Origin of the sequence: Algoriphagus sp. Y33 (assembly GCF_014838715.1) — a bacterium.
Classification (GTDB): domain Bacteria; phylum Bacteroidota; class Bacteroidia; order Cytophagales; family Cyclobacteriaceae; genus Algoriphagus.
The window spans coordinates 4,831,882-4,854,147 of sequence record NZ_CP061947.1 but is presented as its reverse complement, the minus strand read 5'-3'; the positions used below and the strand labels follow the sequence as shown (position 1 = coordinate 4,854,147).

Genomic DNA, 22,266 nt, shown 5'->3' with positions numbered 1-22,266 from the left:
CCCTGAATTGCAGAAAATTATGGAAAAACCGGTAATAATTTTTGGTGCTAAAGGCATCGCCCATCCCGCACTTGAGATATTCAACAGCAACAATGTCGTTGTTTTTGGATTCTTGGATGAGGACGAGAAAATTTATGGGACAGAAATCAATACTGTGTCTGTACTTGGAAATCCTGAGGATGATGGTTTCTTAAAACTCATAGGCCAGAAGACTGAGGCGTTTGTGGCAGAAGAAAATCCGAAATACCGTAAGTTCTTGGTGGAGTTGTTGAATGATCGCAGAAAGGTACAACCTGTTAACGCGATCCATCAGCGTTCTTACATTTCTACAGATGCGGTCATTGGTCATGGTAATTTCATCAATGCAAATGTCAACATCGGTGCAGGTGCTGAGGTTGGAAGCCACTGCATCATTAATTCCGCCGCGGTTATTGAGCATAAAGCCAAATTGGGCGACTTTGTTCAAATCGGAGCCGGATCAGTGATCAATTCTGAAGTGACTATCGAAGAAGGTGCTTTTATCGGTTCGGGTGCTACGATTGTATCCGGAGTTACTATTGGTAAAAATGCGAGAATTGGAGCTGGCTCAGTGGTGATTTCTACTGTGGGAGCGAATGAAACGGTTTTTGGAAATCCTGCCGCAAAAGTTAAATAGATTTACGATTTTTGATTTACGAATTACGAGATTCAGCTCAGAGTTGAGATTTTGTATTTTGTTGATCATCATTAACTATTGAATGTCGAATATCGAATGATAAATAATGAAGATGTTCAAATTAATTTAAACCAAACATCCTAAAACACCCTGCCGCAACAGGGCTACAGTTATGGAAAACAACAACTATCACATCCTTCTTTATTACTGCTACGCCAAGATTGAGAATCCTGAGGATTACCGCGAGCAGCATCACTTGTTCTGCATCGAAAATAACATCCGGGGTAGGATCATTATTTCCGATGAAGGTCTGAACGGAACGGTTTCCGGATTGGTGGAAGACTGTGAGAAATATATGGCCTATATTCATGCAGATCCACGATTTGTCAAGACAGAGTTTAAAATTGATACTCATCACAAGCATGCATTTACCAAAATCCATGTACGCTACAAGCCGGAGATTGTACACAGTGCGCTAAGACATCTTGATCCTAATGTAAAAACGGGAAAGCACCTTGATCCGGAGGAATTCAAGAAGCTGAAGGATCAGGAAGATGTAGTGATCTTGGATGTCCGCTCTAATTATGAGCATGAATTGGGGCGCTTTAAAAATGCGCTGACGCTGGATATTGACAACTTTCGTGATTTTCCAGAGAAAGTCAAAGAGCTGGAGCATCTGAAAAACAAGAAAGTATTAACCTACTGTACCGGCGGAATCAAATGTGAAAAAGCTTCTGCTTTTCTTTTGGAGCAAGGTTTTGAAGATGTGTACCAACTTCATGGTGGCATCATCAAATACGGGATGGAAGCCGGGGGTGAAGATTTCGAAGGGAAGTGTTATGTGTTTGACAACAGGATAGCTGTAGAGGTGAATAGCGTGAATCCGAAGATTGTGTCTACCTGTCACGTTTGCGGTACGCCTTCCGACCGTATGGTGAACTGTGCCAATCAAAGTTGCAATGTGCATGTGCCAATGTGTGAGAAGTGCGGATGGGAAATGGAAGGGACCTGCTCCGCTGAATGCAAGGAAAACCCTGAAAAACGTCTCTATGACGGAACCGGCTATTACCAGAAAAATACCAACGGGTACAATCCGTACAAAGGACTGAATCGTAGAGTCAAAGAAAAATCAAATGCTTAACTTGTAGCGTGAGCAGACAAATTCCAGAATCCGAATTGATATTGAATGCTGATGGAAGCATTTATCATTTGCATTTGAAGCCGGAAAATCTGGCTTCTCTTGTTTTTACCGTAGGAGATCCGGATCGGGTAGCCCTTGTTTCCAAATACTTTGATCAAATTGACTTTAAAGTAAGTAAGCGGGAATTTGTCACTCATACAGGTAGAATTCGAGGTAAGCGTGTCACCGTAATGAGTACAGGTATGGGGACTGATAACGTAGAGATTTTGATGACGGAACTGGATTCTCTGGTCAATGTGGATCTCAAGACGCATACAGTCAAACCTACGCAAGAAAGCTTGGAAATAATCCGCTTAGGGACATCAGGAAGCATGCAGGAAGATTTGCCTGTTGGTAGTCTTCTGGCTTCAGAGATAGCTATAGGTGTGGATACATTGATGCAGTTTTATCCAAAACTTGAAGGAAGTCAAGCCTGGTCAAACTTGGTGAAAGATACCCTTGACCTTACTTTTTTGCCTTATCAGGCGTCAGCTTCATCTAAGCTATTGCAGAAATTGCCAGGTGAATTCTATCGTGGAGTTACACTTACCGCTCCGGGATTTTACGCACCCCAAGGCAGGGAAATAAGGCTCAAGCCAAAGATGGAAAATATGATAGAACGCCTGGCAGAATTGGAGGTTGCAGGGCTAAGGATGACTAATTTTGAAATGGAGACGGCGGGTTATTATGCGATGGGACAGCTTTTGAATCACAGGATGTTAAGTCTAAATGCGATTGTGGCGAACCGTCCCAGCGGGGAGTTTGATAAAGAAGCTGAAAAAACGGTAGATCGTATGATCCGCGCAGCCCTAGAAGTTTATTGCTGAAAAAATGTCACCCTTTACGCTTGGATTTGATTTTGAAGAATGGACTTCTCCACTCTGAAATCTTCCCATTCATTGTAATCAATATCGTGAATTAGTTTGTTAAGAAATTCGGCACATTCTTGTTTGCATAGGTATATACCAAACAGTGAGTTGCTTTTGTCAATCAAAAAAGCCCTGCTGCTGTCAAAAATCCTTACGAGATCTTTCCACGAGCCTAATACAAGCAGCTCATCCTTATTTCTAAGAGTCTGGATTACTTTAAAATCTCCCTGAAGGCTTGATATTTTCATTTCGTAGAAAATTGATTACTCTGAAATATTTAATCAAACCTATACAATAATACAGGGGTGCTCAATACGTATAAATACTTATATTTTGCTCTGATACTAGAGGAAATACTGTTAATTTATAATGTGGCGGTTCTTTTGAGCCCATACTAACAATGAATTGTGCTTTTTTTCCAGATGTAGCTTTACAATCATATTGCTTCTGTGCTTGTCGACTGTCCTTTCAGAGATGAATAGTTTTTCGGCTATATCTTTAGTGGAGAGTCCTTTGGCTATTAATCTGAGTATTTTTGCTTCTGACGGGGTCAAGGGGGGGGCGTCCGATTGGAATTTATTTTCCTTAATTCCTTCAAAAATTTTTTCGCTGAAAAATTGTCCGCCATCCAAAATAATAGAGACGGCTTTGGAAAGGTCGTCCAGCGCGAATTCTTTTAGAATGTAACCTGATAGATTCAATTCCTTAGCCTGGTGATAGAGGTAAAGTTCCTTATGAAGTGTGAGTAAAATGACTTTGGTGTCGAGTTCTAATCTCTTGCAATATGAGGCTATTTCGAGCCCTGTTTTATTGGGCATCTCCATATCCAGAATAGCAAGTTGAGGACTGAGTTTGATTATTTGATTAATAGCTTCTTGTCCCTCATTGGCGGTGCCAACTACCTCTAGTCCAATTTCGAACAGGAAATCATGCAAGCCCTTCAGCAAGATTGGATGATCATCGGCAATCACTACTGTGGGTTTTTGTTCAGGCATAAACTATAAAACTTAAACTGGTTCCAACTCCTTTTTCACTGCTCACTTTCATAGTTCCATGAATTGCGGCAATCCGCTCTTTAAGCGTTTTTAGTCCGAGACTTTGAAAGTCATTCAATTTTTCGGAAAAATCAAACCCTTTTCCATTGTCTTCGATTTTCAATTCTACTCCCTTGTCAATTCTTTGAAAGAAAACCCGCAATGCACTAGCCTCTGAGTGCTTTAGGACATTATTGATAGATTCCTGTAATATTCGATAGAGGTGTAATTCCTCTTCTTTTTTCAGAGCACCCTTCATTTCCTCAATCTCAGAGGACACAAATATTTCTGTCTCACGGTCTATCTGATCTAGTAAATGTTCGACGGCTTTACTGAGTCCGAGTTTTTCCAATTGCATGGGGTGAAGCGATCTGGCGATTGACCGCAGTTCACCGATAGCTGTATCTAATAGCTCTCCTGTAGTATTGTCTTTGGATAAGGCTATTTTGTTCTTGATCAAAAGTAAACTTTGGCCTAATCCATCGTGAAGATCTTTGGAGATTCGGATCCGCTCGGTTTCCTGATTTTTCAGGAGCTCCTGCGAAAATCTTGATTGCATTTCTTTTTTCTTCTTCTCATGCTGAAGATTCTTCCAGAGGAAAAACAATACAGCTGAACTGATCAGAATAAAAGAGATGATAGCAAAAACTGTAAATCTTGCTTTGTTATTTTGCTTGATTGATTCGATCTCCTGCATTTTCGTCAGGATTTCTTTCTCTTTTCTTTCTGTTTCGTAAAGCGTTTGATAGTAAGCAAAAGTAGTCGCCTGATTCACTGCGAAAATGGAGTCGGTATAATGTGTCAATGCCAGCCTGGTTTGATAAGCTTCGGAAGACTGCCCCATAGCATCGTATGTTTCGCCAAGTAGACGGTAAGCTTTGATCAAATGATCCATATTTTTAGATTCTTTGGCAGCAATAAAAGATTCTTTAGCTAGTTGATTTGCAGTAGAAAAATGGTTTTGAGAATATTCTAAGCGTGCTTTTGCGTTAAGATAGATAGGGTTGGTAGTAGCAATTCCGGGTACTTGGGGAATCATTTCTTGAGCTTGTATAAAATATTCCGACTGTTTTTCCGGGTTTCCATTCTCTCCAAAATAATTGCTGAGAGAGAGTTTAATCATACTTTCTATATAGAAATCCCGGGGATCAAATGGAGTCAGAGAGTCAGCTTTGAGTAGGTACTCTAGCTGATTTTCAGCCCTTCCCTGTCGCTCATAGTCTTCAGACTGATTATAGAACTGAATCGCAACATTAGACGGGGCATCACTTTTTGAATAGGTAGAGATTAAGGAATTCCTGATTTTTTCCGCTTCGCCATATATGGCAAATTTGCTATACAAAATGGCCATTCCGGCATCCACATGGTGCACGTATTCATTATCCCCAAGTGCCGTATAGATATCTCGGGCAGTTTGGTAATCCCCCATGCCGCCCAGTAGCTCTCCTTTATAGTCCTTTGCCTGACCTCTGAAGAAGAAAGAGTCTGCGATGAAAATAGAATCCATCTCAGTGAATCTGTCGATGGCTTCACCGTATTCGTAAATAGCCGAGTCAAATTGTTCGACACTGAAATATATGCCGGCCAATTTTAGGTGAAGATTTCCTCTGTCCTCCGATGTGCTTATCTGATCTTCATGTGCAATTACCTTTTTGAGCACTTTCTTTTTTAATACCGGGTCTTGGACTGAAGGAGAGGGAAGGTTGCTAAGACGAATGGCAAGGTCAGCCATATAGTCATATTTACTTTCTTTCTCACTGATATTAATCATCTTTATCATATAGATTCCCGCGATAGAATCACTTGGTTCTACACTGTCTAGTAGAACGTTTAGTTCACCAAGAGTGCTTGAGTGAACATCGCTTTGAGTGGTTTGGGCGAGGGAACTTATACCTGCTACACATGTGGCTAGTATGCAGCAGAATGAGAGGGGTATTCGAATCATTTTTAAAGATAAGTATATCGCCGATTGGCAGATCATTTATTTCTCTTCGGATATAGATGCTGACATGTAGGCGGAAAAGTAATACCGTTTGAACAGTTAAATTTCTCACCATCCTGACATCTCCCCATCGAACAAGTTTTATAAAAAAATTAAAACCCTATACTGATTTTTAAGGTTGTAGTAGAGAGGGGTCTTATTAATTGATTGATATGTAGTTGTTTATCAGAATATTTGGTGAGAGTCGCCTCATTTACATAACCCGCTCCAACCTAATAGTATGAACAAGATTTCGCTAATTACCACTCTTTTATTTTTCACAATTTTATCTCTAGATTCCTTAGCTCAGGATGTACGTTTAAGGGGAAAAGTGATGGATGGAAATCGCGAAATAGCTCTTGAGTTTGCAAATGTTGCATTGCTTTCATCGTCAGATTCTACAGTCGTCACGGGAGGAATGAGTGATTTGGATGGCAGTTTTGAGTTTCCGGCACCTGCCGGAGCTTATATTTTGAGAGTAGGTTTTATAGGCTATGTGGAATTCTATGAGAGGATTACATTAACTGCAAATAAGAACTCGGTCAATTTAGGTACGATCACCTTGGTGGAAGATGCGCAAAATCTTGACGAAGTGGTAGTGGAGGGAGTGACATCGATGTTTGAATCCGATATTGATAAGCGTACTTATAATGTCGAAAATAGTATTGTGGCAGAAGGTCAAACGGCTTCGCAATTGTTGAGCACATTGCCGTCCATTCAGGTAGATGATGAGGGGGGAATCACGATGAGGGGAAGTGGAAATATTTTGATTTACATCAATGGACGGCCATCTAATCTTTCGGGCGATGACACGGAGAGTATTTTGTCTCAATTTCCCGCAAATAGTATCAAGTCAGTGGAATTGATCACTAATCCATCTTCGCGTTATGATGCTACCGGAGTCGGTGGGATTATCAATATTGTGTTGAAAAAAAATGAAAAAACGGGCTTCAACGGCCAGGTGAATGCCTCTATAGGAACTAGGGAGAAATATCAAGCAGGCATCAATCTTAATTATGGGATCGAAAAAGCGAATTTCTATGCCTCCTACAATTGGCAGGATCGCCGTCAATTGGAAAATGGTGAAAGTGCTAGAAACAATTACCTCGAAGGATTTTCTCCCCGGCTTGAGCAGATTCAGGATGGGCATGAAGTAGAACAAACCCATTTAATCAGAGCGGGTGTGGATTATAATATTTCTGACAGAGGATTGTTGGGTGTTTATTTTCAGGGGAATTTCGACGATGAAGTAGAATTTTCTGATATAAGACAGCGTAACTTAAGCCAGAACGGCTCATTGGATTCGAGTTCTGTCAGGATTAATGATGAGTTTAGTAACAGTGGAAATTATGAAGGTGGGATAAATTATACATGGAACATCGACAGTCTCGGACAGAAGCTTTACACTTCACTTTCTTACGCTTATGATGACAGAGACCAGATGGATTTTTCAGATCAGGCATATTTCGATGCCGATGGGAATTCTGATCTGACCAAGCGTTTTATTCAAAGAAACGATAGACCTAGGACGAGCACGCTCTATGTAGCTCAGATGGATTATGAAAAACCTTTTCAAAATGGAGCATCCGTCGAAACTGGGCTCAAAGCCACAATCGGTAATTGGCAGCGGAGTCAGGAGTTCGCTCAGGGGGATGAGTTTACGGATTTCGTGCCTGCTGTAGTAGATTCGCTGAGCGATGGATATGACTTCAATGAGAAAGTTTATGCTGCCTATTTTACATATAGAAATACCATGGGCAAATTTGGCTATCAGCTCGGTCTGAGAGGGGAGTATACAGAGACTCTGGGAGAGACTGTCCGAGATCAGGAAAGCATCCCAAATAACTATTTTAATGTGTTCCCAAGTGCTTTTTTGAGTTATTCTATAGCTGAAGAGAATGAGCTTACACTTAACTATACACGAAGGATTTCTAGACCAGGTATCTGGGGTTTGGCACCTCTCTATAGATTAAGGGATCAGTACAATTTCAGTATTGGTAATCCGTATTTGCAACCGGAGTTTACAGACAGCTATGAAGTAGGCTACATGAAAGGCTGGGAGAGGTACCTTCTCAATGCGACCGTTTATCACCGCTACAGTACGGATGTGGAAACCAGAATTACAATTCTGACAGATGATAATGTGGCAATCCAAAGCCGTCAAAATGCAGATACCAGATCCAGTACAGGTTTTGAGTTGATCAACCAGGTCCAAGTCTTTAATAATCTTGATGCGACATTGACCGGAAATCTTTTCTATTCCAAGGTCAATGCAGAGAATATAGAGGAGGAATTTAGCAATGAGAACTTCAGTTGGACGCTAAACCTACTGGCAAATTGGCTGATCCCCAAATGGTTTAACGTACAGGTCCAGGGGAATTACAGAGGCCCTATTGTCTTACCGCAAGGACAAATAGAGCCTCAGTATAGTGTGAATGTAGGGTTGCGGAAAGACCTATTTAATGGTAAAGCAACCATATCGGCCAATGTAAGCGACATCTTCAATACCCGGAATTTCAGAATCACGACCAACAATCCACGATTTGACGAAAAGCGGGTTTTCCAGAGGGAAACCCGAATAGGAACTCTTGCATTCACATACCGTTTTGGGGGATTTAAAGAAAAAAACGGAAGTAATAGAAGCCACAGAGAAGGCGGAGATGATTTTGGTGGAGGTGATGACTTTTAATAAAAGGTAGAGTTATTTACCTTTATCCATGAGTTTACTGACGGAGCAGATCGTAGCATCACTTACAGATAATGTAATTCCAGGAAAAGCTGAATACTTTCCCCGATTCTTCAAGTCAGGGCAGGGAGAGTATGGCGAAGGGGATCAATTCCTGGGTGTAACCGTGCCAGTGCAAAGAAAAATAGCTAAAGCGGTATATAAGGAAATCAGCTTAGGTGAGATCGAAGAACTTTTGCATAACAACTATCACGAAGTAAGGCTTACTGCCTTGTTCATTCTTGTTTACCGTTATCAAAAGCTAACAAACGAAGCAGAACGCAAACTGCTAGTTGATTTCTACCTGAAAAATCTCGACTGTGTGAACAACTGGGATCTAGTTGACAGCTCTTGTCATCATATTTTAGGACATTATTATCTGGAGAAGGAGAAGGCGCTTTTTTTTGCCTTGGCGGATTCAGGTCACCTCTGGAGACAGCGGATAGCCATGATCAGCTCATACTATTGGATCAAAAGGGGCTTTTTCGAGGATGCTTTGGGACTTGCTGAGAAACTAATCAATCACCCTCATGATCTGATCCATAAGGCTGTTGGTTGGATGCTAAGGGAGATAGGAAATCAGGATTTTGAAGTAGAAATGGCCTTTTTGAGAAAGCACTATGCTATAATGCCCCGAACGGCTTTGCGGTACGCTATTGAGAAATTTGATCCAAGCTTGAGAAGGCTATTCCTTGACGGATCATTTGAGTAAGTATTTTAGTGTTTGATAAATTGACCCAGTCAGAAGTACGAAAATGTAAATCCGTGATCAAGGAAACTTTTGTTGATTAATATTACTTAATCTCATTCAACCCCAGAATTAAACGTTACCCTAGTTATGCAAAAACCCGATTTCAATATCGAAGAAGTAAACAAAATTATCCGTGGACGCAGATCCATGTTTGCGGCACAGTTCAAAGAAAATGATCCGGTAGATGATTCTATTATCGAAGAAATGCTGGAAAATGCACGCTGGGCACCGACACACAAAATGACCCAGCCATGGAGATTTATAGTCTATACCGGTGATGGTTTGAAGAAGTTTGCGGATTATCAGGCTGACATGTATAAGCTTCGTGCAGAAAAGAACGGCACTCCATTTTTGGAACCTACCTATGAGAAATTCAAGCAGCAACCGCTAAAAGCTTCTCATGTGATCGCTATACTGATGAAACGCTCTCAGGGAATTCCTCTGATGGAGGAGATAGCTGCTGTTTCTATGGCTGTCCAGAACATGTATCTCACTGCTTCTGCCCATGGATTGGCGGCATATTGGGGAACCGGCGGCCCTACCTTCTGGCAGGAAGCCAGAGAAGATTTTGGCCTGGAAGGTGAGGATACGCTAATGGGATTTTTCTATGTAGCCAAACCGGCAACAGACAGCTGGCCCGAAGGAAAACGGGAAAGTATGGATGAAAAAGTAGCTTGGATAAGGGAATAATTTCTGAAAAAAAACCGGCAATGAATTAATTTCATAGCCGGTTTTTTATAGGTGCTTTAACAGGTTAAAAACCTACAAATGCAGGAGGCTCTACTCCTTGCACACGTAAGTAGGCAATAGCTGATCCTCTATGATGAGTACTGTGATCCATGAGCAGGGCCATTACCTGCCGTCTGGTGACATTGTTTCCGAAAACTTCGATTGTTTCTGCTCCATCAGCCTCCGAAAGGGCTTTCATCGCAGAAGTCCCGTAATCGTAGCATTTAGAGACATAATCTGCCAAGTCTGCTCTGGAGGCAGTAGCCAAATCGATGGTAAAGCCCGGATCCCCGCCTTTTAGGAATCCTTGGGAAATTCCCACGATGGCATTTCCAATATGATGAATCTGTTCTTTAAAGGACATGGCTCCGGGATCAGTCTTATAATCCATGCCAGAATCAGGCATTTTATCCAAAACATCAAGTGTAAACTGTTTGCTGTTGACCCATTTGCCAAGAAACTCGTCTTTTGTGGTCTGGGCAGAAGCGGCCGTAGCAGCAATCATAAAAATGGCGGCCATGAAGACACCGGCAAGTAATTGTAGTGATTTTTTCATTTGTATAGAGATTGGTTATTTGGTTAAATTTCAATTATTCTCCGGCCAAATCAAACTCTTTACCTAATTTTAAACCATGAGGAAACATCTATGGATTGGTCTGTTGCTAGTTGGATTAGTAGGATGCGATCAGACTTATTTGCCCAAGCCTCCTGGGTATAATCGTATTGATTTACCTGTTCATTCTTTTGAGAGGCTGGCAGAGGGCTATCCGTATCAATTAGACTATTCCAGTTATTCGAGAGTGGAAGTGGATTCTTTTAATATAGAAGAAGATGCTTGGGTCAATTTGAACTATGCTAATTTTGGGGCAAAAGTACATTTGACTTATAAGCGGATCGGAGATAAGGTGGATTTTAAAAAATTGTCCAATGATGCCTTTAAGTTAACGGCACAGCATCAGGTCAAAGCATATGGAATAGAGGAAGCTGTGCTATTAACTCCCGAAGGATATACAGGAGTGGTTGCAGAACTTACCGGAGAAGTACCGACACAGTTTCAGTTCTTTGTGACCGATTCTACTGAGAATTTTCTCCGAGGGGCCCTGTATTTCAATACCGCAATGAAAAATGATTCTCTTTCTCCTGTAATAGAATTCATCAAGGAGGACATGGCCCACTTGATGAATTCAGTAAAATTTGTTGACTAACTCAGCTTTTTCCAAGAGCGTATAATAATTATTCCTCCGATCAGGGCGATGGCGCCCGCAATAAATCCTGCCATCATATTTCCATAGATGAAGAATCCTGTGGAGAATAAAGCCGAATACACCATTACAGACCCGATCATCATCAGGCCGATTTCCTTTGGCAGTTGGCCGATTACCTGCTTTTCGGCAGGGTATCTATCGAGTACTTTTTTCCAACCAAAAGCGGCAGGAGTTACTTTTCTGTAGAAAGAAAGCAATACTTCATCCTTTTCCGGAGCAGTCATGAACGTAACGATTAACCAACCAATCGTAGTGATGCTGACACTATAGATTAGCTTCAGGTATGCTTGGTTTTCGGGAATCATGATCCAGTTTACCTTCGGATTGATCACTTCGAAGAAAATGGCCACTACAAATGAAATTGCCATGGCGGAAATTTCAGTATAGGCGTTGATTCTCCACCAGAACCATCTTAGAATAAAAATCAGACCTGTTCCGGCACCGATTTGCAGGAGGATGTTGAAGGCATCCAAGGCACTGGAAAGCGCCAGTGCCAAGATTGCGGATAGGATCATCAAGACCACCGTGGAGATTCTTCCCATTGCTACCAGTTCTTTGTCTGAAGCTTCCGGCTTCAGAAATCTCAGGTAGAAATCATTTACTATATAAGATGATCCCCAGTTTAGATGCGTAGAAAGCGTAGACATCACCGCCGCTATCAACGAGGCTAGTACTATACCAATCAATCCTGTCGGTAGATAGGTCAGCATGGCCGAGTATGCCAAATCATCTCCCAGCTTATCCACGGGGATGTTTGGAAATGCAGTTTGCAAATCCGAAATATTAGGGAAAATAATCAGGGACGAAAGTGCAATCAGGATCCATGGCCATGGACGCATAGCATAATGTGCGATGTTGAAAAATAAGGTTGCGCCGATGGCATTCTTTTCATCTTTTGCAGAAAGCATTCGCTGGGCTATGTATCCTCCACCTCCAGGCTCCGCACCCGGATACCAAGTGGCCCACCACTGTATAGCGATAGGCATCAGGAAAAGCGGGATGTAAGCATTGGGATCAGAGAAATCAGGGAGAAAGTCCAGCTTTCCCGCCACATTCTCGTGCGTCAGGAGATTATTCAAACTTCCGATCTCAGGCAAATCTAAGATGTAATATGCAGCCCCAAACGAGCCGATCATCGCAATAAAAAACTGAAAGAAGTCAGTCAATAAAACGCCTTTCAAACCACCTAATGAGCTATAGACCACGGTGACAATAGAAGCAATCAGTAACGTCTGAATAGGGCTCAGTCCCAGCATTACCCCGCCGATTTTGATGGCTGCGAGCGAAACTGTCGCCATAATCACCACATTAAAGAATACACCAAGGTAAAGTGCCCGGAATGCCCTTAAGAAGGCGGCTCCCTTGCCTGAGTATCTTAATTCATAGAATTCCAAATCAGTGGTAACCTCAGACCTTCTCCATAGTTTGGCATAGACAAATACGGTCAGCATGCCTGTAAGCAAAAACGCCCACCATGCCCAGTTGCCGGCGACACCGTTTTTCCTCACGATGTCCGTCACTAGGTTTGGAGTATCGGCAGAGAAGGTAGTCGCCACCATAGATACACCCAGTAACCACCATGGCATATTCCTACCCGAAAGGAAAAATTCCTTGGCAGAAGATCCGGCTTTTTTCGATGTATAAATTCCTATCAATAGGGAAATAACAAAGAAAGCGGCAATGATCGCCCAATCAATAGAGGTTACATTCATAATATACGGGATTAATATATTCTTTAATTTTTTTTATAAAATACCTTCTACTTAAATAATAAATTTCGCTAATGTATTTATTTTCTGTCAAATGGAAAAAGTCTGATGCAGAAGTTTACTCAGATTTTTGCCTAATTTGATCAAATCCAAAATAAAAAGGAATAAAAAGATCAGCCTTTTGGCTAAATGGATCGGTTTCACGGTGGATTCAGCATTTACTTTTTGCTGATATCAGTCATTTTAGATGAATAGCCAGAGGATCAAAGCCCGATCTCCCCTGTATTCTTAAAACTTCGGCGAGTTAGGATGATGGATTGAATTGCTTTGATACCGGCATTAATGGCAGTTTTACTGGATTAGTTGAATGATGGGCGAAGATTGAATTATTTTAAGGATGATCAATAGGAAGATTTTTTTTGTGCTGATAATTCTGATTTGTAAGCTATCCTATAGCTTTGGAGTATGGTAAAAGAAAACATAGCCGGTATTCTTGCTGCATATTCTTTCAATTCTTTTGAAGATTTTACATTTCATCCTTTTGGGGCAGGCCTCATTCACGGTACTTACCTGGTCGAATCGGGGGATTCAAAATACATCTTACAGGAGTTTAACAATGCAGTTTTCCAATTTCCGGAACGGATTTCTACCAATCAGCGATTGGTAAAGACACAGCTTGACGAAAAGCTATTGCCTTTCCAGTTGCCTCTGCCCTTACTAAATTCAGATGAAAAACTAATTACAGGATGGAATGGAAAGTTATTCCGCTTGTTTAAATTCATATCCGGACAAACCATCCAAGAAATAACCTCCTTAGATCAGGCCTATTTGGCGGCAAAGGCTTACGGGATGTTTGCAGAATGGGGAAAAGTGGTGGATACAAAGCAACTGCAGGAATGTATTCCGGATTTTCACCGGCTGGATCTACGCTTTGCAAAGCTTAAGGAAGTCGCAAGTGAACGAGGAAATCTATCTGCCGAAGAGCAGGGACTATTGGCTTTCTACTTAGGACAGCATGAGCTGATTGCTGAATATAAAGATTATCAGGAAGTCTTACCGAACCGATTGACGCATAATGATACCAAAATCAACAATCTGATTTTTTCCCATGATCTTCAGAAAGTCGAGGCCTTGGTGGATTTGGATACGCTGATGAGTGGATATCTGATGTATGATTTCGGAGATATGGTGCGTACCATTGCATGCTCTGAGTCAGAGATCAGCGGAAATTGGGATGCTATAAAAGTTGAAATCCCTGTATTCGAACAACTGCTTAAAGGCTATTGGGAAGGAGTAAAATCCCTGTGCTCAGAGGAAGAAACAATGTCCCTGCTCTTGGCGGGAGAAGTGATGACTTGTATTATGGGACTTCGGTTTTTGACAGATCATTTGCAGGGCAATATTTACTACAAAGTGAATTATCCCGGGCAGAATTTTCACAGAGCAAAAAACCAGATGATTTTGCTTCAAAGCCTTCAGGCAAATAAGGCTGAATTGGAGAAAATCTGGAAGTCGATCACCCAATCTTAAAATTGATTTCAGACAATTCCAGTCATTTTTATTGGCAATTGCGCTAAGTGGGTTTAATTTGTCTTATCCCAAAAAACAAATTTCCTTGTCCGGTTTTTTTGATACCAAGATAGAATTTCTCAAAGGAGTAGGTCCTCAGCGTGCCGCTCTGATCAACAAGGAGTTGAATATTTTCACCTTCGGGGAATTGCTACAGCATTATCCGTTTCGCTATGAAGACCGCACAAAATTTTTTAAGATCAGGGAGCTTCACTCGGATATGGAATCTGTGCAGGTGATTGCCAAAATCCGAAAGGTAGAATTGGTGGGAATGGGCAATAAAAAACGTCTGGTTGCCCATGTGGCTGATGAAACTGGAGAGATGGAAATGACTTGGTTCAAGGGAATCGCGTGGGTGCAAAAAAATATCGTGGGGGGTGCAGCGTATGTTTTCTTGGGAAAACCTGCCCAGTTTGGCAGAAAGTGGAGTATAGCACATCCTGAAATGGAGCCCTTGACTACAGCCAATGAAAAAAGAAACAATTTTCAACCTATTTATTCCACTACTGAAAAGCTAAGAGCAAGATTTTTAGATTCCAAGGGGATTTCCAAAATCATGGAACAATTGGTTCAGGTGTGTTTTCCGCACATCCAAGAGACCATGTCTGGCGGGATTTTGGAGCAATATCAGCTGATAGGAAAAAAGGAAGCGATACGGCAGATTCATTTTCCCACAGAGCCCACTCTTCTGCAGCGTGCTAGAAAGCGTTTGAAGTTTGAAGAGTTTTTCTATTTACAGCTTCGTCTGCTCATGCTAAAAGTAGCTAGAACAGAGAAGTACCGCGGGCAGGTATTGAATAATACCGAATTGCTGACGGAATTTTATACCAATCATATTCCCTTCGAACTCACCAATGCCCAGAAGCGGGTAATTCGGGAGGCTTATGGGGATTTGAAGTCTGGTAAACAGATGAACCGCCTGATCCAGGGCGATGTGGGAAGTGGCAAAACCATGGTGGCATTTATCTGCACATTGATAGCGATCAGTTCCGGTGCACAGGCTTGCCTGATGGCGCCTACTGAGATTTTGGCTACGCAGCATTATTCAGGGTTGAAAGAATTTGCTGATATGATGGGGTTGAAAATTGCCTTGCTGACAGGATCAACCAAGAAATCGGCCCGTAAAGTAATTCACGAAGAGTTGCTTTCCGGTGAACTCAAGATTCTGATCGGCACGCATGCGCTTTTGGAAGATATAGTACAGTTTCAAAACTTAGCACTGGCCATCGTGGATGAGCAGCACCGTTTTGGCGTGGCTCAGCGGGCCAAACTTTGGGCAAAGAATGAAGAATTTATCCCCCATGTGCTGGTCATGACGGCTACACCTATTCCACGGACGCTGGCGATGACGCTATACGGAGACTTGGATGTGTCGGTAATCGATGAAATGCCTGCAGGTAGAAAGCCGATTCAGACCGTGCATCGCTATGACAAAGACCGACTGAAGGTTTTTGGCTTTATCAATGAGGAAATCAAAAAGGGTAGGCAAGTTTACATCGTCTATCCTCTGATCGAGGAATCCGAAAAAATGGATTTGAAAAATGTCATGGATGGCTACGAAAGTATTTCCCGAGCATTTCCAAACTATCCGATCAGCATAGTAAATGGCAGTATGAAGGCAGACGCTAAGGAGTACGAAATGCAGCGTTTCGTGAAAGGTGAGACGAAAATCATGGTGGCGACCACGGTGATTGAGGTGGGTGTGAACGTACCCAATGCTTCGGTAATGATCATTGAGAACGCAGAGCGTTTTGGGTTGTCCCAATTACATCAGCTTCGGGGAAGAGTAGGTAGAGGTGCTGAGCAGAGTTATTGCATACTGATGAGCAAATATGAGCTTTCTAAAGATTCCCGGGTCAGACTGGAAACCATGGTTCGGACGAATGATGGTTTTGAGATCGCCGATGTGGATTTGAGATTACGCGGCCCCGGGGATTTGATGGGAACCCAGCAAAGCGGAATCACCGATTTGCTGATTGCGGATCTGAGCAAGGATGCACCGATATTGACTTTGGCCAGAGATGCTGCGCAGCAACTATTGGCTGTAGATCCTGAATTGGCTCAGCCCGAAAATGCACCTGTGCTTCGACAAGTAAAGCAGCAGAAGAAGAGTGCGGTGAATTGGAGTAGAATTTCTTGAAATTATAACGTGATTTTAAGATTTTTAAATTCTCCCTTCGACAAATGTCCTACCCAAAGTCCAATCATCCCATGATTATTTTTAGAGAGGCTTGACACTACCAAACAAGGGTCGGGCTGGTTGTTTACGTAAACGCTGATCTTACCGTTGAGCTTAGTGATACGTACATGAAACCAGTCATTTGGATTCAGAGCAGGTTCAAGAGAGTTTTCGTATTTACCCGGGAATTTTTCCCGAAGCACATCCCATGTATAATCAGGATTATAAGTATACTGGACAGCATGGGCCTTTCGTGCTTCGTTTTGAAAATTAAAAGGTCTAAAGTAAAGTGTTTCATACTCATACTCACTTTGGATATTGAAAGCCAAGCCTACAAAACTTGCACCCTGTTTATCTTCCCCTTTGACATCAAGCTCTATACTTCCATTTTCAAAATCAAAGTTTTTTAAGACCATCATTCCATCTCCTTCCTGAGCATTCAGTTTTATGCCGTTGGTCGTTGTTTTTGATGCGGCTCTATTCTGGACATACCAGAGATTGACATCGTGTAGGTTTGGTGTAAACTCTTGTGCAAATGCAACTTGAGCTAGCGTCACTAATACAAAAGAAATTATGGTGTTTTTCATGTGGTTGTATTTTTAGTTTTTAGCGAAATAATCGAGTGAGTTTACTGAGTTTTTAAATATCCTCTTGTGTAAAGCTTGAGTGATGCTTGATTTCATATGATTATATTTTTTTTCAGTCGCCATATGGAATCTTGCATGGCTTATAATCATCCCAGTATGTGTCGCTCTCGACATGCTCGATTTCATGTGTTTATTAATTTGTTTTTCAAAGGGCATAACCTGTCTCGACCTTCGGGAGAATCTCACCTGATGGATAATCATCCCAGGATAGGCCATTTAGAATTATGCTCTATTTATCTTAAAATTATTTTCCAGTTATTTATCATTAGAATTCGGAGTTAATCCTTTTTCTTTTTCAAAGTCGCAAATTTTTCTCCATTGAAAATAATCTCCAACCCTGATACTACCTTATTGCTATCAAAGAGAAACTGAAATTCAGCATCGAAATCTCTCACAAAAAAAAGACTGTCAGATTTTGGATAGGCAGTTGCGTTTATATAATTCTGACTTTTAAAAATTAAGGAGTAAGTATCGCTGGCGATGGTAAGTTCGATTCCATCATTTGTGAGGTATTTTCCTTCAAATAGTTGCAAACGCTCAGCTGACAGTTGGACTATACGATGGTCGAAACTAGGGTCAGGAGAGATGGTAATACCTTCCAGATTTTCCATTCTGGCAATTGCACCCGATCCCCAATATTGATTTGCAATACCAATCAACAACTCGTTAGAGCCTTTTTTTAAAGACAGTTGAAAAGAGGTATTCTCGACAGAGATCCGACCGTCTGGATTTTTTGCCATCAGTCTTCCTTCCAGATTCTTGTCCAAATAAGTAATTTGACCATTGAGGAAAACCCAAACTCCTGTCAAAAAGCCGAAGTCAACCCGCTTTTCTTGATCTGTTTCCGAGTCGACTCTTACTTTGAGCCAGACAAGCCTGTTTCCTTCTGTATTTCCAAATTGGCGTATGATATTTACCAAGCCTCTCCGCTCCGTACTGATCACTTCCCATTTAGTAGCCGGACTGGGTAGAAATCCGTAATCAAAATCAATTTTTCCCGGTACTTGGATGGGTTCACTAATCGCCCACTTCCGGATGTACCTTGGATTATTGGTTGTTGGGTCTATTCCGGATTTTGGAGTTAATCCAGTGACAGTAGCGGTGTCAATAGACAAGTTTGAGATTTCGGTATCTCCCTCAAAGCCTAATAGTCCTGTCTCAAAATTTCCCTCCAGATGATCCACTTCTAAAGTTGGAGTTTCACTGTTGATATAGATTTCCATTCTGGAACCTGAGACTACAAACTTGAAATGGTTCTTTCCCTCCAGACTAAAATTGGCATTTGATTGAAATTGAGGATAAATATTCCACATTAATACGCCATCTATGTAGGGGGCATACTGAATAGCATCCATGGCGGTGGAATCTCCGGCCCTAGCAGTTCTTAGGTAGAAATACTCATTTTCATCCTTATCTTTCATTCTGAAGAAAAAAGAGAGTGCCTTGGTGGCAAATGAATCAAACTCGATAGTCCCATTGCTAAACTCAATGTTCTTGGCAATTACTTTTCCTGACGAAGGAGAAATAAGCATTTTTTCAACCCCATTCTCAGTTTTGAATTCAACAGAATTCGGCTTGAAATTCCAACTTTCGGGATTAAGCGGAATTGATTGACTATACGCATTGAAAAAAAGGAAAAGTACAGCGCTATGTAGAATTAGTTTTTTCATTTTTGTTGGTTTAGGGAGCGAGAATATGGTTGCCAATTTAAGAGCACACTCATTGAACCAAGGCTCAAAGGCTGTTCAAAAGCTGTTCAAGGCTTTTCACGAACTTTTTTCTGTTGACAAAAAAGCAAACTGTTATCTTTCTTTGTAGAAATTGAAAAGAGCAAATGCCAATTGATCCATCCAGTTTAAAAAAATGCTTAGCACTGATTGAAGAAAATCTAGGTTGGGGTGACAGCCAGCATTGGAAAAATAGTGATTTCGAATTATTGAGTGAGAAGATTTTTTCCAAAACAGGAGTAAACCTGAGCACAAGTACCCTAAGGAGACTTTGGGGAAAGGTGAAATATGAGAGCGAACCCCAGATTACCACCTTAAACGCATTGGCTAAATTTGTTGGATTTGATAGCTTTAGAGCTTTTAATGACTCAATTCACGAGGAGGATGAAATAGAAATCCCTGAACCCGGGAAGCCGGAAGATGCACCGTTGCATAAAAAGGGGATGTTGAAGTGGCTTTCAAAGCAAATTTCCGCCTTATTAGTTGTTGCTGCTTTGATTACAGTGATCCTAGTCGGATGGGACTTTTTGGATAAGAAACCTGAACAGGCAGTGGATCCGGCAACATTTACTTTTAGTAGCCAGCCTGTCACTTCCGGGGTTCCTAATTCGGTAGTATTTGAGTTTGATGTTTCAAGTGCGTCCACAGATTCTCTTTTTATTCAGCAATCCTGGGACACAAGCAAGAGGTTTAAAATCGACAAAAATCAAGATCAAGCTACTTCCGTCTATTATTATCCGGGCTATTTTAGGGCAAAACTGATCATGGGAGAAGAAGTGATGCAGGAACATGACCTTTTAATAGCCACAGATGGATGGCTTTCACTTGTCGAAAAAGATCCAGTCCCCATTTATTTCAAAAAAGAGGTAGTTATCAAAAATGGCAAATTAGCTCTTTCTGAAAGCGATCTTCTGAGCAAGAACGTCAGTTTACAACCGGAATTGCCAATTTCCCGGTTTTATTATGTGGAGGATTTTGGGGGGCTATCCAGTGATTCTTTTTCTTTGGAAACGCGTTTTAGGAATACCTATTCGGAGGGTAGTGGAACCTGTCAGTTTTCCCAGTTGGTAATTATTTGTCAGAATAGTGCCTTAATGATCCCGGTTTCGATTCCGGGATGCTCCTCTGAGATTGGTGTGTTTTTGGCAGGGGAAAGTATAGAGGGGAAAAAGGCTGACTTGTCAGGTTTTGGTGTGGATTCTTCAGAATGGGCTGAAATGCAAGTTTCTGTAATAAATAAGGAAGTGAAAGTTCACATGGCTGATAAATTGGTTTTACAAAAATCATTTTCTGAAGATGCGGGGGATATAGTTGGTGTTGCCTACTTTTTTGAAGGTATAGGTGAAATTGATTTTCTAAGACTTTTCGATAAAAACCAGAAGGTAATCCTTAAGGAAGAGTTTTAGATTATTTCTTTTTAGAAAACAATCCCCCAATCCTTCTGAAAATCTGCTTTTCCTTTTCCCAGAAGAAGTTAAACTGGCCGAAAATAAAGCCGTAGATCAGCAAAAAAATCTGGTACAGCGGCAACACCAACAAGAGGTATAAAAGTGTGTTGACAAAGCCGCCTTTCTCAACCCCGAAAAAATCCAGGATTGGGTTTTTGATAAAAAGTATAGTGAAACCCGTACAGGCAAAAACGACCAAAACCAAAATGACTTGGAGCAGGCTTTCTAATTTCCACTTGGTTTGTAGGCGTTGAAGAAAGCCCGGCTTATCGTTTTTCGCTGACATCCTCCAAAAGTAATAAGAATCAGTCTAAATAAAATGAGGGTGTCTCAAAAGTCAAAGAAAACGTCATCGCGAGTGAAACGAAGCGATCCCAAAGTTGATTTAAATGGAATTTGCTAAGATTGCTTCTCCGCCTGTGGCGGATCGCAATGACGAAATACTTCTGACCCATCCTTGTTTTTACCAAATAAACAAATCCTTATTGAGGCTTTGTAATGCCTCCTTTTTGAATTTGGAATCCACCAAGACAGACACATTGTGGCGGCTACCGCCAAATGAAACCATCCGTACAGGATATTCTATCAGAGAATCGATGACGGATTGGATTGCACCTTTGCTTTCCGAAACCATATTTCCCACGATACAGATGATGGTCTGATCCCGGTCTACTTCCACACTGCAGAATGTGCCTAGTTCTTCCAGAATATGCTCCAAATGACTCAAATCGTCAATAGTGACAGAAACCGCCACTTCAGAAGTGGTAATCATGTCAATGGGTGTTTTATATTTCTCGAAGATCTCAAAGACCTTTCTCAAGAAACCGTATGCCAACAGCATGCGGCTGGATTTGATTTTGATAGCTGTGATTCCGTCTTTAGCGGCGATTGCTTTTACTCCCACAGAATCTACTTTTGCTTTGATCAGCGTGCCGTGGGCTTCCGGTTGCATGGTGTTGAGCAGTTTCACGGGCACGTTGAATTGCTGGGCTGGCCAGATCGACGCAGGGTGGAGAATTTTGGCCCCGAAGTAGGCGAGCTCTGCCGCCTCGTCAAATGACATCTCTGCGATGGGGCGGGTTTTGTCGACTATTCTAGGATCATTGTTGTGCATGCCGTCGATGTCTGTCCAGATCTCACAGGCAGTAGCTTGGATTGCCGCTGCTACCAATGAGGCAGTATAATCGCTTCCACCACGTTTTAAGTTATCCACTTCATTTAGGTGATTTTTGCAAATAAACCCTTGAGTGATGAAAATAGTATCATCGGGATGCTGGGCGAGAATTGACTTCAACCGGTCTGAGATTTTTTGCAATTCCGGTTCGGCATTTTCATCAATACTCATGAAATCCAGTGCGGACAAGAATACAGCAGGAATCTCCAGTTCCTCCAAGAGGGTGTGAAAAAGCTTGGTAGAAAGCAATTCTCCCTGAGCTAGAATATCACGGTTGATCGCTTCATTGAAGGATATTTTCAGCAGGATATTCAGAAACTCAAAATGCTCTTTAATAATTTCCTGAGCTTTTTCTCTAGCTGTTTCAGTAGTGACAAGCTTGGGATAAAAGTCATTGTAATGCGCATGAAGTTCATCTATTCGGGATTTCGCAAGAACTTTATCTGCCGCTGCCAAAGCCTCACCGATGCTCACCAAGGAATTGGTGGTACCTGAAAGAGCAGAGAGAACTACGATTTTTGATTCATCACCACGGGTGATCAGGTCTTTTACCTGGTGCATGCGTTCTGGACGGCCCACAGAGGTGCCTCCAAATTTCATGATCTTCATAAGGATTTTATTTAT

At 41.6% G+C, this 22,266-nt stretch carries 19 protein-coding genes; 10 read left to right on the top strand and 9 right to left on the bottom strand.

Features of this window, described 5'->3' with window-relative positions:
• Positions 1-19: 19 nt before the first annotated feature.
• The 3 genes from ID165_RS19720 (at position 20) to ID165_RS19710 (ending at position 2,662) form a co-directional block, all read left to right on the top strand.
• Positions 20-655 (top strand): acetyltransferase, encoded by a 636-nt coding sequence (locus ID165_RS19720; protein ID WP_192347143.1) that lies wholly within the window; start codon positions 20-22, stop codon positions 653-655.
• 172 nt (positions 656-827) lie between these two features.
• Complete coding sequence (locus ID165_RS19715) at positions 828-1,796, top strand: rhodanese-related sulfurtransferase (RefSeq protein WP_192347142.1); 969 nt, start codon at positions 828-830, stop codon at positions 1,794-1,796.
• Positions 1,797-1,804: 8 nt separating this feature from the next.
• Positions 1,805-2,662 (top strand): nucleoside phosphorylase, encoded by an 858-nt coding sequence (locus tag ID165_RS19710; protein WP_192347141.1) that lies wholly within the window; start codon positions 1,805-1,807, stop codon positions 2,660-2,662.
• Positions 2,663-2,676: 14 nt separating this feature from the next.
• Here ID165_RS19710 and ID165_RS19705 read toward each other — a convergent pair whose 3' ends face one another.
• The 3 genes from ID165_RS19705 to ID165_RS19695 form a co-directional block, all read right to left on the bottom strand.
• Entirely contained in the window at positions 2,677-2,952 is a 276-nt protein-coding gene (locus tag ID165_RS19705) for a hypothetical protein (RefSeq protein WP_192347140.1), read from the bottom strand.
• A gap of 111 nt (positions 2,953-3,063) precedes the next feature.
• Entirely contained in the window at positions 3,064-3,699 is a 636-nt protein-coding gene (locus ID165_RS19700; RefSeq protein ID WP_192347139.1) for a response regulator transcription factor, read from the bottom strand.
• Positions 3,692-5,509 (bottom strand): sensor histidine kinase, encoded by a 1,818-nt coding sequence (locus ID165_RS19695; protein WP_192347138.1) that lies wholly within the window; start codon positions 5,507-5,509, stop codon positions 3,692-3,694. The genes ID165_RS19700 and ID165_RS19695 overlap by 8 nt, the downstream gene beginning before the upstream one ends.
• Before the next feature lie 451 nt (positions 5,510-5,960).
• Here ID165_RS19695 and ID165_RS19690 point away from each other — a divergent pair, with 451 nt between their 5' ends.
• From ID165_RS19690 to ID165_RS19680, 3 genes are all read left to right on the top strand, one after another.
• Entirely contained in the window at positions 5,961-8,408 is a 2,448-nt protein-coding gene (locus tag ID165_RS19690) for a TonB-dependent receptor domain-containing protein (protein ID WP_192347137.1), read from the top strand.
• A 28-nt stretch (positions 8,409-8,436) separates the two neighbouring features.
• Entirely contained in the window at positions 8,437-9,156 is a 720-nt protein-coding gene (locus ID165_RS19685) for a DNA alkylation repair protein (RefSeq protein ID WP_192347136.1), read from the top strand.
• 126 nt (positions 9,157-9,282) lie between these two features.
• Positions 9,283-9,885: a nitroreductase gene (locus ID165_RS19680; RefSeq protein WP_192347135.1), complete on the top strand. Its 603-nt coding sequence runs from the start codon at positions 9,283-9,285 to the stop codon at positions 9,883-9,885.
• A gap of 64 nt (positions 9,886-9,949) precedes the next feature.
• Here the strand turns inward: ID165_RS19680 and ID165_RS19675 are convergent, their stop codons facing one another.
• Entirely contained in the window at positions 9,950-10,480 is a 531-nt protein-coding gene (locus ID165_RS19675; RefSeq protein WP_192347134.1) for a DinB family protein, read from the bottom strand.
• Between the two features lie 76 nt (positions 10,481-10,556).
• Here ID165_RS19675 and ID165_RS19670 point away from each other — a divergent pair, with 76 nt between their 5' ends.
• Positions 10,557-11,129: a gliding motility lipoprotein GldD gene (locus tag ID165_RS19670; protein WP_192347133.1), complete on the top strand. Its 573-nt coding sequence runs from the start codon at positions 10,557-10,559 to the stop codon at positions 11,127-11,129.
• On the opposite strand, the gene ID165_RS19665 is transcribed toward ID165_RS19670, so the two are convergent.
• Positions 11,126-12,901, bottom strand: coding sequence for a sodium:solute symporter family protein (locus ID165_RS19665; protein WP_192347132.1), 1,776 nt, complete (start codon positions 12,899-12,901; stop codon positions 11,126-11,128). The two genes, ID165_RS19670 and ID165_RS19665, sit on opposite strands and share 4 nt — an antisense overlap.
• A 462-nt stretch (positions 12,902-13,363) precedes the next feature.
• On the opposite strand from ID165_RS19665, the gene ID165_RS19660 reads away from it, so the two are divergent.
• On the top strand, positions 13,364-14,428 hold the full coding sequence (locus ID165_RS19660; protein WP_192347131.1) for a phosphotransferase enzyme family protein: 1,065 nt from the start codon (positions 13,364-13,366) through the stop codon (positions 14,426-14,428).
• Between the two features lie 85 nt (positions 14,429-14,513).
• Positions 14,514-16,607 (top strand): ATP-dependent DNA helicase RecG, encoded by a 2,094-nt coding sequence (recG, locus tag ID165_RS19655; protein WP_192347130.1) that lies wholly within the window; start codon positions 14,514-14,516, stop codon positions 16,605-16,607.
• A 2-nt stretch (positions 16,608-16,609) separates the two neighbouring features.
• Here recG and ID165_RS19650 read toward each other — a convergent pair whose 3' ends face one another.
• Together ID165_RS19650 and ID165_RS19645 are read right to left on the bottom strand one after the other, a co-directional pair.
• Positions 16,610-17,233, bottom strand: a complete 624-nt coding sequence (locus ID165_RS19650) for a family 16 glycoside hydrolase (protein WP_192347129.1) — start codon at positions 17,231-17,233, stop codon at positions 16,610-16,612.
• 338 nt (positions 17,234-17,571) lie between these two features.
• Entirely contained in the window at positions 17,572-18,963 is a 1,392-nt protein-coding gene (locus ID165_RS19645) for a hypothetical protein (RefSeq protein ID WP_192347128.1), read from the bottom strand.
• A gap of 164 nt (positions 18,964-19,127) precedes the next feature.
• Here ID165_RS19645 and ID165_RS19640 point away from each other — a divergent pair, with 164 nt between their 5' ends.
• Positions 19,128-20,426, top strand: a complete 1,299-nt coding sequence (locus ID165_RS19640; RefSeq protein ID WP_192347127.1) for a hypothetical protein — start codon at positions 19,128-19,130, stop codon at positions 20,424-20,426.
• 1 nt (position 20,427) lies between these two features.
• Here ID165_RS19640 and ID165_RS19635 read toward each other — a convergent pair whose 3' ends face one another.
• Both ID165_RS19635 and ID165_RS19630 read right to left on the bottom strand, forming a co-directional pair.
• Positions 20,428-20,754, bottom strand: coding sequence for a DUF6787 family protein (locus tag ID165_RS19635; RefSeq protein WP_192347126.1), 327 nt, complete (start codon positions 20,752-20,754; stop codon positions 20,428-20,430).
• Positions 20,755-20,931: 177 nt separating this feature from the next.
• A complete protein-coding gene (locus tag ID165_RS19630; protein ID WP_192347125.1) occupies positions 20,932-22,251 on the bottom strand; it encodes an aspartate kinase in 1,320 nt (439 codons plus the stop codon).
• Between the last annotated feature and the right edge of the window lie 15 nt (positions 22,252-22,266).

Excerpts from the sequence above, each read along its gene's own strand:
- ID165_RS19720 (WP_192347143.1), top strand. The coding sequence starts at position 20 with ATGGAAAAACCGGTAATAATTTTTGGTGCTAAAGGCATCGCCCATCCC.
- ID165_RS19715 (WP_192347142.1), top strand. The coding sequence starts at position 828 with ATGGAAAACAACAACTATCACATCCTTCTTTATTACTGCTACGCCAAG.
- ID165_RS19705 (WP_192347140.1), bottom strand. The coding sequence starts at position 2,952 with ATGAAAATATCAAGCCTTCAGGGAGATTTTAAAGTAATCCAGACTCTT.
- ID165_RS19700 (WP_192347139.1), bottom strand. The coding sequence starts at position 3,699 with ATGCCTGAACAAAAACCCACAGTAGTGATTGCCGATGATCATCCAATC.
- ID165_RS19695 (WP_192347138.1), bottom strand. The coding sequence starts at position 5,509 with ATGATTAATATCAGTGAGAAAGAAAGTAAATATGACTATATGGCTGAC.
- ID165_RS19690 (WP_192347137.1), top strand. The coding sequence starts at position 5,961 with ATGAACAAGATTTCGCTAATTACCACTCTTTTATTTTTCACAATTTTA.
- ID165_RS19685 (WP_192347136.1), top strand. The coding sequence starts at position 8,437 with ATGAGTTTACTGACGGAGCAGATCGTAGCATCACTTACAGATAATGTA.
- ID165_RS19680 (WP_192347135.1), top strand. The coding sequence starts at position 9,283 with ATGCAAAAACCCGATTTCAATATCGAAGAAGTAAACAAAATTATCCGT.
- ID165_RS19675 (WP_192347134.1), bottom strand. The coding sequence starts at position 10,480 with ATGAAAAAATCACTACAATTACTTGCCGGTGTCTTCATGGCCGCCATT.
- ID165_RS19670 (WP_192347133.1), top strand. The coding sequence starts at position 10,557 with ATGAGGAAACATCTATGGATTGGTCTGTTGCTAGTTGGATTAGTAGGA.
- ID165_RS19665 (WP_192347132.1), bottom strand. The coding sequence starts at position 12,901 with ATGAATGTAACCTCTATTGATTGGGCGATCATTGCCGCTTTCTTTGTT.
- ID165_RS19660 (WP_192347131.1), top strand. The coding sequence starts at position 13,364 with ATGGTAAAAGAAAACATAGCCGGTATTCTTGCTGCATATTCTTTCAAT.
- ID165_RS19650 (WP_192347129.1), bottom strand. The coding sequence starts at position 17,233 with ATGAAAAACACCATAATTTCTTTTGTATTAGTGACGCTAGCTCAAGTT.
- ID165_RS19645 (WP_192347128.1), bottom strand. The coding sequence starts at position 18,963 with ATGAAAAAACTAATTCTACATAGCGCTGTACTTTTCCTTTTTTTCAAT.
- ID165_RS19640 (WP_192347127.1), top strand. The coding sequence starts at position 19,128 with ATGCCAATTGATCCATCCAGTTTAAAAAAATGCTTAGCACTGATTGAA.
- ID165_RS19635 (WP_192347126.1), bottom strand. The coding sequence starts at position 20,754 with ATGTCAGCGAAAAACGATAAGCCGGGCTTTCTTCAACGCCTACAAACC.
- ID165_RS19630 (WP_192347125.1), bottom strand. The coding sequence starts at position 22,251 with ATGAAGATCATGAAATTTGGAGGCACCTCTGTGGGCCGTCCAGAACGC.